The organism is Micromonospora sp. DT201, assembly GCF_049841575.1.
Classification (GTDB): domain Bacteria; phylum Actinomycetota; class Actinomycetes; order Mycobacteriales; family Micromonosporaceae; genus Micromonospora.
The window spans coordinates 116,019-128,755 of sequence record NZ_JBNCKP010000008.1; the positions used below are offsets into that span (position 1 = coordinate 116,019).

12 protein-coding genes and 1 tRNA gene are annotated in these 12,737 nt (G+C 71.2%); 3 read left to right on the forward strand and 10 right to left on the reverse strand.

Translation table 11 applies throughout. The features are described 5' to 3' along the window. Positions 1 to 134: 134 nt before the first annotated feature. A tRNA-Gln gene (locus ACLQ28_RS16135) sits at positions 135 to 206 on the reverse strand. Between the two features lie 107 nt (positions 207 to 313). After that, entirely contained in the window at positions 314 to 1,117 is an 804-nt protein-coding gene (locus ACLQ28_RS16140; protein WP_425687077.1) for a fumarylacetoacetate hydrolase family protein, read from the reverse strand. A gap of 174 nt (positions 1,118 to 1,291) precedes the next feature. Here ACLQ28_RS16140 and ACLQ28_RS16145 point away from each other — a divergent pair, with 174 nt between their 5' ends. Beyond that, entirely contained in the window at positions 1,292 to 2,812 is a 1,521-nt protein-coding gene (locus tag ACLQ28_RS16145; RefSeq protein ID WP_425687078.1) for a hypothetical protein, read from the forward strand. A 34-nt stretch (positions 2,813 to 2,846) separates the two neighbouring features. Then, positions 2,847 to 3,713, forward strand: a complete 867-nt coding sequence (locus tag ACLQ28_RS16150) for a 3-methyladenine DNA glycosylase (protein WP_425687079.1) — start codon at positions 2,847 to 2,849, stop codon at positions 3,711 to 3,713. A 7-nt stretch (positions 3,714 to 3,720) separates the two neighbouring features. On the opposite strand, the gene arfB is transcribed toward ACLQ28_RS16150, so the two are convergent. The 7 genes from arfB to ACLQ28_RS16185 form a co-directional block, all read right to left on the reverse strand. Further along, a complete protein-coding gene (gene arfB / locus ACLQ28_RS16155; protein WP_354974009.1) occupies positions 3,721 to 4,146 on the reverse strand; it encodes an alternative ribosome rescue aminoacyl-tRNA hydrolase ArfB in 426 nt (141 codons plus the stop codon). Positions 4,147 to 4,180: 34 nt separating this feature from the next. Next, positions 4,181 to 4,477 carry a hypothetical protein gene (locus tag ACLQ28_RS16160; RefSeq protein WP_425687080.1) on the reverse strand — a complete coding sequence of 99 codons (297 nt, stop codon included), beginning with the start codon at positions 4,475 to 4,477 and terminating at the stop codon, positions 4,181 to 4,183. A gap of 110 nt (positions 4,478 to 4,587) precedes the next feature. Continuing rightward, positions 4,588 to 5,442 carry a S1C family serine protease gene (locus ACLQ28_RS16165; protein ID WP_425687081.1) on the reverse strand — a complete coding sequence of 285 codons (855 nt, stop codon included), beginning with the start codon at positions 5,440 to 5,442 and terminating at the stop codon, positions 4,588 to 4,590. A gap of 38 nt (positions 5,443 to 5,480) precedes the next feature. Then, entirely contained in the window at positions 5,481 to 6,440 is a 960-nt protein-coding gene (locus ACLQ28_RS16170) for a VWA domain-containing protein (protein ID WP_425687082.1), read from the reverse strand. Then, on the reverse strand, positions 6,437 to 7,474 hold the full coding sequence (locus tag ACLQ28_RS16175) for a DUF58 domain-containing protein (protein WP_425687083.1): 1,038 nt from the start codon (positions 7,472 to 7,474) through the stop codon (positions 6,437 to 6,439). Before ACLQ28_RS16175 ends, ACLQ28_RS16170 begins: the two co-directional genes overlap by 4 nt. Continuing rightward, positions 7,471 to 8,520: an AAA family ATPase gene (locus ACLQ28_RS16180; RefSeq protein ID WP_425687084.1), complete on the reverse strand. Its 1,050-nt coding sequence runs from the start codon at positions 8,518 to 8,520 to the stop codon at positions 7,471 to 7,473. The genes ACLQ28_RS16175 and ACLQ28_RS16180 overlap by 4 nt, the downstream gene beginning before the upstream one ends. Before the next feature lie 452 nt (positions 8,521 to 8,972). Further along, positions 8,973 to 9,482, reverse strand: coding sequence for a hypothetical protein (locus tag ACLQ28_RS16185; protein ID WP_425687085.1), 510 nt, complete (start codon positions 9,480 to 9,482; stop codon positions 8,973 to 8,975). A gap of 413 nt (positions 9,483 to 9,895) precedes the next feature. Here ACLQ28_RS16185 and ACLQ28_RS16190 point away from each other — a divergent pair, with 413 nt between their 5' ends. Next, positions 9,896 to 10,834, forward strand: a complete 939-nt coding sequence (locus ACLQ28_RS16190) for an endonuclease/exonuclease/phosphatase family protein (RefSeq protein WP_425687201.1) — start codon at positions 9,896 to 9,898, stop codon at positions 10,832 to 10,834. A 198-nt stretch (positions 10,835 to 11,032) separates the two neighbouring features. On the opposite strand, the gene cimA is transcribed toward ACLQ28_RS16190, so the two are convergent. After that, complete coding sequence (gene cimA / locus ACLQ28_RS16195; RefSeq protein WP_425687086.1) at positions 11,033 to 12,616, reverse strand: citramalate synthase; 1,584 nt, start codon at positions 12,614 to 12,616, stop codon at positions 11,033 to 11,035. Positions 12,617 to 12,737: the final 121 nt, after the last annotated feature.

The window sequence follows — 12,737 nt, forward strand, 5'->3', positions numbered from 1 at the left end:
GAACTACTTCTCGCTCCCCCACCCTGACGGGCGAAGGAGCTGCACTCCACCAGAGACCACTCTCCGCCCCCGGAGGGGCGGAGTCGAACTCCGTCAGAATCCAGCGTCCGGAATTCTCGCGAATTCCGGTAGCGCTGGGGTACCAGGACTCGAACCTAGACTAACTGAACCAGAATCAGTCGGGCTGCCAATTACCCCATACCCCATTGGCCCCTTGCGGTGCCGGGAGTGAACTTTACCCTCCCGGCACCGGCAGGCCAAATCCGATCCCCTGAACCACCTGTGAGCTGCGGAAACAGGGGCATCCGGCGGATCAGGCGACGGGAACCACCGGGTTGGTGAGCTCGCCGATGCCCTCGATCCGCACGGTGACCGTATCCCCCTCGACAAGCGGGCTAACCCCTGCCGGAGTGCCGGTGAGAACGACGTCGCCGGGCAGCAGGGTCATCACGTGCGAGATGTACGACACGAGGCCCGCAACGTCGAAGACCATGTCCTTCGTCCGGCCGAGTTGGCGTACCTCCATCTCCTCCGGGTTGCGACCCACCTCACACCGGATCTCCAGGTCGGAGACGTCCAGGCCGGTGGTGATCCACGGGCCGATCGGGCAGAACGAGTCGAAGCCCTTGGCACGGGTCCATTGCCCGTCCGAACGCTGGAGGTCCCGAGCGGTGACGTCGTTGGCGCAGGTGTAGCCGAAGATGGCGCGTTCGGCGGCGGCCCGGTCGGCGCGGCGCGCGCCTGGCGCCCCGATCACGACCGCGAGCTCCGCCTCGTGCTCGACCTGCTTCGAGAAGATCGGCAGCCGGATGGCGTCCCGGGGGCCGATCACCGAGGTGGACGGCTTGAGGAAGAGCAGCGGCTCCTTGGGCACGTCGTTGCCGTGTTCGGCGGCGTGGTCGGCGTAGTTCCGGCCGACGCAGACGACCTTGCTGGGCAGGATCGGCGAGAGCAGTCGGACGTCGGAGAGGGCCCAGCGGGCCCCACTGAAGGAGAGTTTGCCGAACGGGTGGCCCTCGATCTCGGCGATGGTCAGGCCCTGCGGCCCGGCCTCCGGTTCGCCTTCGACGGCACCGAACGACATTCCCTTGGCATGGGCGAAACGAGCGATACGCACCCGGCCAATCTAGCCCCGCCGACACGTCTACCGGCCAGGACCGGCCGCGGGGTGTGCTCAACCCGTCAGCGCGCGGCACCTTACCGGAGCTGGAGGTGACCGGGGCGGGCTTCCCGACTTCGTACCCGCACGGAGGCGGCTCGCCCCTAGCGTCGGCTCCGGAGGTTCGTTCGTATGCCTGCATCGACACGACACCACAGAGCCCTCGCAGTGTTCGTGCACTGCCTCGGCATCCTCGCCGCCGTGCCGGCCCTGCCAGCGGCGGCTCCGGAGGCGGCGGCCGCGCCACGACCACCGGCGGCCACGACACGGCCAGAAGCCGCCACACCTCGATCACCGGCTGCCACACCAAGACCGACTGCCACACCAAGACCGACTGCCACAACACGACCGGGCGCCACAACACGACCGAGCACCACGTCACCCGGGGTGCCGACGGCTGCGCCGGCAGAGGCCACGCAGCCACCGGTCGCGGTGGTCGCGCGGGTGATCGTCGAGCCCACCCCGCCCTCGGCGCCACCGGCGATGGCACCACCATCCCGGGCACCGGCGTCGGCGCCCCCGCAGCAGGTCACGGTGGCGGTCGCCCCGGAGAGCAGCCCCGCGCCGAGGTATCGGATCCAGGTGCGCAACGTTGGCAACGCGCCGGTGGAAACCACCGTGCGCCAGGAGCTGCCGCCCGGATCGTCACCGACGGCGATCAGCGCCGGCGGCCAGTCCACCCGGGCTGGCGGGTCCGCCACCGAGGTGACCTGGCGGCTGAGGCTGCCGGCACACAGCACCACCACGCTGGGCACCGCGCTCGCCACGACCGCGCCCGGCCAGCCGCTGACCGCGCCGACGTGCGCGTTCACCAGTGACGGGACCCGGCCGTACGACTGCGCCACGGCCACCTGGAAGGCGGCAGGCGCACCGGCGGCCGAGGTCACCGAGGCGCCGCCCTGGCGTCGGTACCCGGTGCTGCTCGCCGGACTGGCCGTCCTGCTGCTGATCAGCGCCGCCCTGGTCTGGGTGTGGCGACGTCGGCGCGGGCGTCGGGTGACGGCTGCGGCACTGTCCGCTGGGGGCGGGCCCGACAGTGGCCGCGGAACGATCTATCCGCGTCCGGCAGCCCCGAGCACGGCGAGGCGTCGGCGTACCCCGCCGGTCTGGTTGGTCGTAGGTGCGGCCGTGGCGGTACTGGCCGCCGTCGTCGGCACCGCGGGGTGGACGGCGACTCGGCAGGTTTCGGCGATCGACACGGAGAAGCAACCCACCAGCGGCGCGTGGATGGGCACCGGCGTCAGTGGACCGGTGGGCGTGCCACTTCGGGAGTCGGCGTTCGAATTCACCGTGTATCGGATGTCCTGCGGCGCGCCCGGCACCGCCGGAAAAGCTGAGGGCGGCAGTGCGGCCGCGCCGGCCAACGGTCGACGCTGCCAGGCCACCGTGGGTGTGCGCAACGTCACCGGCGACCACCAACCCTGGCACAGTCAGCTGCAACGGGCCTACCTGCCCGGTGGGCGCTGGGTGAGCACCGACGAGCCGGCCACCCGGGCGGCCAACCTGGGTCGGGACGTCTTCGCCGACCCGATGGCAGCGGGCACTCGGATGGTGCTTCCGCTGGTCTTCACCGTCGACGGGCGGGACCCGCCCCAGCAGTTGGAGCTGCGCAGCGGGGTGTTCTCCGCCGGCGTGCGGGTGGACATGCCCTGATCGGTGAACGGGCGGCGGTCGTACCCTGGTTTGCGTGACCGCCGCCCTCGCCCCCGCCGTGCTCGACGTGGCCCAGTGGCAGGCCCGTCGGCGGGCCCACGAGGAGCGGGTGGACGTCTGGCTGACCCCGCACCTGGCCCGCCGACGACGCGGTGAGCGGCATCCGGTCGCCGACTTCCTGTTCACCTACTACTCGCACCGCCCGGCCCAGCTTCGTCGCTGGCACCCGGGCGCGGGGGTCGAGCTGCGCGATGCCGATCCGGCCGAATTCGGCCGGGACTACCGCGCCACCGCCGCCGGGGTCACCCTCGACACCGATGCGGTACGCGAGCGGCGCGGCGAGTCGATCGCCTGGATCCGCTCCCTGCTCGCGGCCACCCGTGGGCGAGCGCCACACTTCGGCTGCTTCGGGATGCACGAGTGGGCGATGGTCTACCGGCAGACCCCTGCGGAGCTGCGGCACAACGCCTGGCCGCTGCGGCTGACCCCGGAGCGGACAGCCGCGGTCGTCGAGGAGCGGGGCGTGCGGTGCAGCCACTTCGACGCGTTCCGGTTCTTCACACCGCCGGCCCGGCCGTTGAACCTGCTCAACCCGACCCGGGAGACGCAGCACGCTCTTGAGCAGCCGGGGTGCCTGCACGCCAACATGGATCTGTACAAGTGGGCGTACAAGTTGTCCCCACTGGTCGGATCGGAGCTGGTGGCCGACACGTTCGACCTGGCCAGGGATATCCGCACGCTGGACATGCGGGCCAGCCCGTACGACCTGGCGGCACTCGGCTATCCGCCGGTGCGGGTGGAGACTCCGGAGGGCCGCGCGGAGTACGCGGCGGCGCAGCGCGCGTTCGCCGACCGGGCCGCTGTGCTACGCGACCGGCTGCTCACCGCCGTCCCGGCCTGAGCCGGCCCTAGTCGTCGTCGGCGCGGCGGTCCCGCTTGCGCTGGGACTGGCGTTTCTTCTCGGCCAACCGGCGCTCCTTGGCCCCACGGGACGGGCGGGTCGCTCGGCGGGGCGGCGGTGGGGGTGCGGCGGCCTCACGCAGCAGCGCGGTCATCCGTTCGCGGGCCGCCTCCCGATTGGCCAGTTGTGCCCGGTGCTCGCTGGCGGCGATCGTCAGCACCCCGTCGACCAGTCGGTTGGCCAGCCGGGCCAGCGCTCGCGACCGCAGCCACTCGGGCACGGCCGGCGAGTTCGCCAGGTCGTAGCTCAGCTCGACCCGGGAGTCCGCGGTGTTCACGCCCTGCCCACCCGGCCCCGACGAGCGGGAGAAGCGCTCCCGCAGCTCCCCGGCGGGGACGACCCACCGGTCGGTCACCCGCAGTCCGTCGTCCACGCCCCGAGGCTAACGCGCGGCGACCGGCCGGGAGTTATCGGTGCGGAGGCTCACTCTGCGTCGGGGACTGGCTGGGCGCTGGCCCGGCAGTTTCGTCGTCGTCGCCGACCGCCGCGTACGCCGCTGCGCCGAAGAGCAGCAACGCGATCACCCCGGCCTTCACGGCGACCCCGCGGATCAGCGACCAGGCGCCTCTCCGGGCACCCGGCACCGATTTCTTGACGGTCTGGTAATCGTTCCACCCGCGTCGTGCCCGGGCGTACGCCGACCCCACTGCACATCCGATGACCAGGCCCACCAGCAGGAGGACCGCGAGAAGAGGACGCTCCACCTCCGCCAGTATCCAGATCGACCGTAATATTTCCATGGCCCGATGCCGTCACGCCGGATATCTGACACTGGCGGCGTTCCCATTGCGCGCGGCCAGGCTGTCCGGGCAGCTCAGCCACCCTTGCCGATGATCGTGTCGGCGGTCTGCTGCACCTGGTCGATCGGGATGGCGAACCCGATGCCGATCGATCCGCTCCCGTCGATGGTGGCAATGGCGGTGTTTACTCCGACCACCTCCCCGCGGGCGTTGACCAGCGGTCCACCCGAGTTGCCGGGGTTGATGGACGCGTCGGTCTGCACCGCACTGTGCCGGTTGTTGCCCAGCCGCACCTGGCGGTCCAACGCGCTGATGATGCCCGCGGTGACCGTTCCGGCCAGACCGAGCGGCGAGCCCACCGCGAGCACCGGCTCACCGACCCGGATCGCGCCCGGCTTGGCCAGGGGCAGCGGGGCGAGGCCCGCCGCTGCCGGCACCTTCAGTACCGCCAGGTCGCTGCGCGGCTCCCGTCCGACCACCACGGCAGCGAACCGGCGGCCGTCGGGCAGCTCCACGGTCACCGGCCCGCCACCCCCCTTGGCCAGGATGTGATCGTTGGTGATCAGGTGCTGCTGGTCGTCCACGGCGAAGCCCGAGCCGGTCGCGGACCCGCCGCTCGCACCGCCGGCCAGCACCGACACCACCCCGGGTACGGTCCGCTCAGCCGCGGTGACCAGCTCGGCCGGCACCGGGGCGGCGGACGCCGCAGCCGGGCCCGGAGCCCCGTCCCGGGCGGCCACCACGCCACCGGCGACGGCACCCGAGAGGGCGGAGACCGCCACCACGGCCAGCGCGGCGAGTAGCCGTCGGGGCCGTCGCCCGCCCGGGTCACGTTCGGGCGCGTCCCACCACCCGCGCCCGTCCGGATCTACTTCCGGTGAGATGAACCAGGGACCGCGCGGTTCGCCCAGTCCGGTCTGCACTGCCATGCGTACTCCTCACAGTCGACGTCGGTGGTGAGCGGCGGTCAGGGCAAGCGGGAGAACCAGCGCATCGAGCCGACGGCGGCCCCCATCGCGAATACCAGTCCGAGACCGATGAACCGGGCCGAGACGTCCTGCCGCTCGGTGCGGTAGCCGACCGAGCTGCCAATGTCGTCGTAGACGGCCCGGAGTTCGTCGGTGGTGCTGGCCTCGTGGAACATCCCGCCGGTCTCCTCGGCGACCGCCTTGAGGGTCTGCCCGTCGACCGGCACCTGGATGGGTCGTCCACCGCGGTCCACGAATCCGGACGGTGTTCCGAAGGAGATGGCGTGCACCGGCACCTCCGCCGTCACCGCCTCCGCCGCCGCCTCCATCGGATCCATGCCGGAGGTGTTGGCGCCGTCGGAGAGCAGGATGATCCGAGCCGGTGGCGTCTCCTTCGCGGCCGCACTGTCCAGGCTCTTGACCGCGCTGAGGGATGTGTTGATCGCCTCGCCGATCGCCGTACCCTGCACGCCGGTGATCCCCTCGGCCAGTCGGCCGATCCCCTCGTCGAGGGCGTCCCGGTCGGTGCCTGGCGGCACCAGCACGGCCGCGCTGCCGGCGAACGCGACGAGACCCACGTTGAACTCGTCGGGCAGGCCCTCGACGAAGCGCCGGGCCGCCTCTTTCGCCGCAGCCAACCGGTCCGGCTCCACATCGGTGGCGAGCATCGAGGTGGACACGTCCACCGCCACCATCACCGTGGCACGTTCCCGGGGCACCCGAACTTCGGCGCTGGGGCGGGCGAAGCCGACCACGAGCAGCGCAAGCATGGCCAGGAAGAGCCCGGCCGGCACGTGCCGACGCCAGGCGGGGCGCTCTGGTGCCACCCGGTCCAGCAGCCGCAGGTTGGTGAAGCGGACCGCGTACCGGCTGCGTCCGCGCTGCATCACCAGGTACGCGACGACCAGGGCGAGCACGCCGAGCAGTAGCCAGAGTCGCAGCGGCGACTGCCAGATCACGCGGCACCTCCCCGTGGTTGACGGACCGGCGCGGCGGCCAGCCGGCGCTGGGCGTGTACGTGTCGGACGATGTCCGCACTCCAGTCCCCGTCGGTGCGCAGGGCCAGGTGGGTGGCTCCGCTGCGGCGCAACGCCTGGTGGACCTGCTCACGCTGGGCGGCGGCTGCCTCGGCGAACCGCTCGCGCAGTCGGCGGTCCGATGTGCACACCTCGCGGCGGCGGCCGGTCTCCGGGTCGACGAGCGTGATCAGGCCGACGTCCGGGAGCTCCAGCTCGCGCGGGTCGGTCACCTCGATCGCCAGCACCTGGTGCCGGGCGGCCAGCCGACGCATGGTCCGCTCCCAGGGCGCCGGCTGTCCGGGGTCGTCGGGCAGGCCGTCGAGGAAGTCGGAGACCACCACGACCAACCCACGTCGGTTGGCGATCCGCTGCAACGCGTCGAGCCCGTCCGTCAGGTCGGGCGGCTCGGCGAGTGCTCCGGCCGCCGGCCTCCACCCCGGTCGGCCGCCGGGCGCGGTGGGGCGTGGGGCGGCAAGCAGCGCGCGGAGCAGGGCGAGCAGGTGGGTACGCCCGCTGCGGGCCGGGAAGCGGCGTACCCCGTCTGCACGCAGCACCTGGGCGCCGAGACGGTTGCCGACGCCTGCGGTCAGGAAGCCCACCGCCGCGACCGCGGCCACCGCCAGTTCCCGCTTGTCCAACTCGGCGGTGCCGAACTCCATGCTGGCGCTGCCGTCGACCAGCAGCCAGGTGGTCAGTTCCCGGTCGGCGTCGACCTGACGGACGTGCGGCACGGCGGTGCGGGCCGTCACCGCCCAGTCCATCCGACGGACCTCGTCCTCGCCCGGCCGGTACTCGCGGCTGCCGGCGGGTTCACTGCCTGGGCCGGGCAGCAGGCCACGGTACTGGCCGTGCAACAGGCCATTCAGTCGGCGCGTGACGGTCAGCTCCAGGCGGCGCAGCCGCTGGTCCGGAGTCAGCTCCGCCAGGCCGGGGTCAGCTGGCGCGGCGGCCGGAGCGACCTTCGCGCGTCTCATGCCGCCGCCAGATCCGGCGCCTGCTGTGGGTTTCCGTTGGCCAGCCGGGGCGGAGGCACCGCCTCGACCAGGCGCCGCACCACGCTCTCGGCCGACACCCCGTCGGCCACCGCGTCGAAGGAGAGCACCAGCCGGTGGGCGAGGACGTCGACGGCGAGATCACGGACGTCCTCGGGCAGCACGTACTCCCGCCCGCGCAGCAGAGCCTGTGCCCGGGCGGCCGCGACGAGGCCGAGGGTGGCTCGCGGGCTGGCCCCGTACGCCAACAGCGGGGCGATCTCCGGCAGCCCGAACCGACCCGGGTCGCGGGTGGCGAGTATCAGCCGCACCACGTACTCCGCCAACGCGTGGTGGACGAAGACCCGCTCGGCATGGGCCTGGAGGTCCCGCAGCCGTTGCGCATCGAGCACCTGGCGCGGGCTCGGCCGGTCGGTGCTCATTCGGTAGAGGATGGCCAGTTCGTCGGCGTCGCTGGGGTAGTCGACCACCACCTTCATCAGGAACCTGTCGCGCTGCGCCTCCGGAAGTTGGTAGACGCCCTCGGACTCGATCGGGTTCTGGGTGGCCAGCACCAGGAACGGCTCCGGGACCGGCCAGCTGCGCCCGCCGATGGAGACCTGCCGTTCGGCCATCGCCTCCAGGAGCGCGGACTGCACCTTGGCCGGGGCGCGGTTGATCTCGTCGGCCAGCACCAGGTTGGCCATGATCGGGCCCAGTTCGACGTCGAAGGCCTCCTTGGAGGCCCGGTAGATTCGGGTGCCGACGATGTCGGAGGGGACCAGGTCCGGGGTGAACTGAATCCGGGAGAAGGTGCCGCCGACCACGGTGGCGAGGGTCTGCGCGGCCAGGGTCTTGGCCACCCCGGGCACTCCCTCCAGGAGACAGTGCCCATTGGCGATCAGTGCGGTGAGCAGGCGTTGGACGAGCCGATCCTGCCCGACGATCACGCGTTTGACCTCGAAGAGAGTCTGGTCCAGCTCGACGCCGGTCGGCTCGGGATCGACCGAGGTGGGCATGCTGGCCAGGGTGTCCGAGATGTCCGTCACGGTGCTTGCTTCCCGGGGCGAGGCCCCGGCAAACGTCGGATTGTGCGGCCCGGATGGGCCGGGAGTGGCCCGAATGGGGATGAGCCGCGCGGAAGGGTGATGATCGGCACGAGCCGGCCAAGAACAGCCCGAGCGATCAGGGACAGTCAGGAAGAGCACGACCGACGCGAGCCGCCACGAGTCGGTCGGCGGTGACGACCGCGCGGACCGCCATCCCGCCGCCGCAGGCCTGCTGATCCACTCCGTTTCGCCGACATGGCGGTATCCGCGACGAGGGAAACCGCAATGTCGGCGACCTGGAGTGGATCATGCCCCCGGATGCCCACCGCCCGGGCCGGGCAGCCGGCCGGGCCGGGACGGGCTCGACGAGGTGCGGTCGACGGGCCGGCGCGCGGTGAGCGCAAAGGTGCCGGCCCCCGCGCGCGGGGCGCGGGGGCCGGATGTCGACTCGGTCAGGGCGTGTGGACGACCAGGTGGAAGCCCAGGTTGGCCGGTTGACCGAATGAATTGCGGGTCTGCACGAAGACCCCGTTCGGCGTGAGGAGCCGGGGCGCGACCGAGACCTCGCCGGCCGGCGGGATGCAGCAGTTGTCAGCCCGGCCGACGGTCGCCACGATGACAGCGGACGAGACGACGTAGCCGAACTGGACCTCGTACTGCCCGGTGCCGTACTTGATCACGGTGCCGGCGCCGTGCGCCTTGGTGCCGTTGGAGTTGACGACAGTGATGCTGACGGAGGCCGCCATCGTGCTGACCCCACCCGCCTTCAGCGCGGCCTTCGACAGGCGCGCCGACTCGGCGCTGACCGGCGGCTGGCTGTCCGTACCACGGGCCGTCGGCTTGATGGCCGCCTGCGGTGCCTTCGCCGACGGCTGGGCGACGGCGATCCCCCCACCAGCCAGGGTGAGCGCCAGGACAGCGAACGTGACCGCTGTCGCCTTACGTCGGAAGGATTTTTCCATGACAGGTCCCCCTTGTGTGACCGTGCGAATTCGGCCGACCCGCGGGGCGGGACGGATGGCTGCCCACAAATAGGCGGACGACGACAGTAGGGCGGGGGGAAAGCTCACTCACATGCACCCGGTGAGGTTGATTTCTCAACGATCTACATCCGCTCTGAGCTGGTGATACTACTCAGAGTTGCGTCGTATAAGCCAGATGGAACGTAGCACCACAAAAAGCAGGACGTCAATAGTTGATCTCACTTTATCGAGCTATCAATCAGTCGTCAGATAATTGTGAAATGTGAACGCACTACTATTCGTGAAATGGTTTCGAGGCGCCCGCTAGGATCACCATCATGATCGCCGGCGCTCCGTCCACGCCCACGCCCACACCCACACCGAGGTGGTACCGCAGAGCTCGGCTGGGCACGGTGCTCTGCTGGCTGACGGTCGTACCGACAGCTCTCTGGGCCGCCGTCCGGCTGGTCGGCCTGGACCGGGGGCCGCTGGTGCAGGCGCTCGCCTTCACGCCGTACGTCGCGGGCTTCAGCATGCTGGCCCTGACTCTCGCGCTCGCCCTGCGGCGCTGGTGGCCAGCGGCGATCGCGGCCCTGGCAGCGGTGGCACTGGTCGGCGCCGTCGCCCCCCGCGCGCTGGCCGCCCCGCAGCCGGCGGCGACCGGGCCGACCGTGCGGCTGCTCACCGCCAACCTGCTCGCCGGCTCCGGCGACGCGCGGACACTTGTCGACCTGGTCCGTCGGCACGAGGTGGACGTGCTCACCGTGCAGGAGTTCACACCGGACGCGCAGGCCGCCCTGGATCAGCTCGGCCTCGACCGGCTGCTGCCGCACCGGCAACTCAATCCGGAGATTGGCACAGCCGGCTCCGGGCTCTACTCGCGGTGGCCGATCACGGACGTCGGCCTCCGGCGCAACCTCAACGGGTGGGGTTTCACCCAGGCGTACGGGACACTAGCCGCCCCTGGCGCGCCCCCTGTTCGCGTCGAGTCGGCCCATCCCTCGGCCCCGTACGCGCTGGACCAGGTCGGCCCGTGGCGTGCCGACCTGACCGCCCAACCTCCGGCCACCCCGGACGGTGGCCTGCAGATCCTTGCCGGGGACTTCAACGCCACCCTCGACCACAGCCCCCTGCGGGCCCTGCTGCGCAGCGGTTACGTCGACGCCGCCGACGCCGCCGGGAAGGGCTTGATCGGCACCTGGGGGCCGTACGACGGTGACTTCATCCCACCGGTAACCATCGACCACGTGCTGGTCGACCGGCGCATCGCAGTCCGCTCGGTACGGGTGCTCGCCCTCCCCGGCAGCGACCACCGCCCCGTCCTAGCCACCCTGACCCTCCCAACCCCCTAACCACCCCACCCCCCACCCCACCCCCACCCCACCCCACCCCGCCCCTCTCCCAGCCCCCGCGATCTTGCACTTACTGTCCCGTCATAAAGCGCAAAAGCCTCATACCGACGACACAAAGTGCAAGATCGCGAGGGTGGGGGTGGGGGTGGGGTGGGGTGGGGAGGGGGATGGGGGGGTGGGGTGGGTGGGGTGGGTGGGTTAGACGGTTGTGGGGGCTAGGCCGTAGGTGAGGGCGTCTACCAGGGCGTGCCAGCTGGCCTCTACCACGTTGGGGTGCACGCCTACCGTGGTCCAGTCTCGGCCGGTGCCGTTTGCCGTTTCCAGCAGCACCCGGGTCACCGCGCCGGTGCCGTGGCTGCCCTCGAGGATGCGTACCTTGTAGTCGGCCAACTCGAAGGCGCGCAACTGCGGGTAGTGCCGGGCCAAGCCCACCCGCAGCGCCTCGTCGAGCGCGTTGACCGGGCCGTTGCCCTCGGCGGTGGCGATCACCCGCTCACCGCGTACCCGGATCTTGACGGTCGCCTCGGAGACCACCGCGCCGTCCTCGCGGTGCTCGACCAACACCCGGTACGACTCCAGAGTGAACGGTCGGGCGGGGCCCCCCTCCGGCAACTCGGAGCGAACGAGCAGTTCGAAGGAGGCGTCCGCGGCCTCGAAGGACCAGCCCACCGCCTCCAACTCCTTGACCCGCTTGGTGACCCGGGTCAGTGCCTCCGGACTGGCGGCCAGGTCCAGACCGAGCTCGCGACTCTTGAGCTCGACGCTGGCCCGACCGGCCATCTCGGTGATCAGGATCCGCATGTCGTTGCCTACCACCGACGGGTCCACATGGTTGTAGAGCAACGGGTCGACCTTGATCGCGCTCGCGTGCAGCCCCGCCTTGTGAGCGAAGGCGGCAGCCCCGACGTACGCCTGGTGGGTGTCGGGGGCGATGTTGGCGATCTCGGCGATGGCGTGCGAGACCCGCACCATCTGTGCCAGGCAGCCCTCCGGTAGGACCGGCATGCCCAGCTTGAGTTGAAGGTTGGCGACGACCGCGAAGATGTCGGCGTTGCCCGGGCGTTCGCCGTACCCGTTGGCGGTGCCCTGGACGTGGCGGACCCCCGCCTCCACGGCGGCGATCGTGTTGGCCACCGCGCAGGCGGTGTCGTTCTGCGCGTGCATGCCGAGCAGCCCGGCGTCGATTCCCAGCCTGTTGGTCAGGTCGACGATGGCAGCTGTCACCTGGGACGGCAGCATCCCACCGTTGGTGTCGCAGAGCACCATCCGCTCGGCGCCGGCGGCCAACGCGGTCTGCACCACGGCCGCGCCGTACGCGGGGTCGTGCCGGTAGCCGTCGAAGAAGTGTTCGCCGTCGACGAAGACCCGTCGGCCCTCACGGACGAGGTGGCTGACGGTGTCGTGGATCATCGCCAGGTTTTCCGCGCCTGTGGTGCGCAGCGCACGCTCGACGTGCCGGATGTCGGCCTTGGCGACCAGCGCCACCGCCGGGGTCTGTGCGTCCAGCAGGGCGCGCACCTGCGGGTCTTCGGTGACCGGGACACCGGCCTTGCGAGTGGCCCCGAACGCCACAAGCACGGCGTGCCGCAGGTCAAGTTCGGTGCGCGCCCGGCGGAAGAATTCGGTGTCCTTGGGCACCGCGCCCGGCCACCCGCCCTCGATGAAGCCGACGCCGAACTCGTCGAGCAGCCGGGCCACCGCCAGCTTGTCGACCACCGAGTAGGTGAGCCCCTCGCGCTGGGCACCGTCGCGCAACGTCGTGTCGTAGACCTGGAACGTCATCAGGATCCTTTCTCGGAGCAACAAAAAACCCCCCGCGGATGCGGGAGGTCTGCGCGCTCGGCGGAGGGGAGGGCCGGCGCGCTAGGTCGCAATAATCAGGAAGGTGCTGGTCACGATCGCC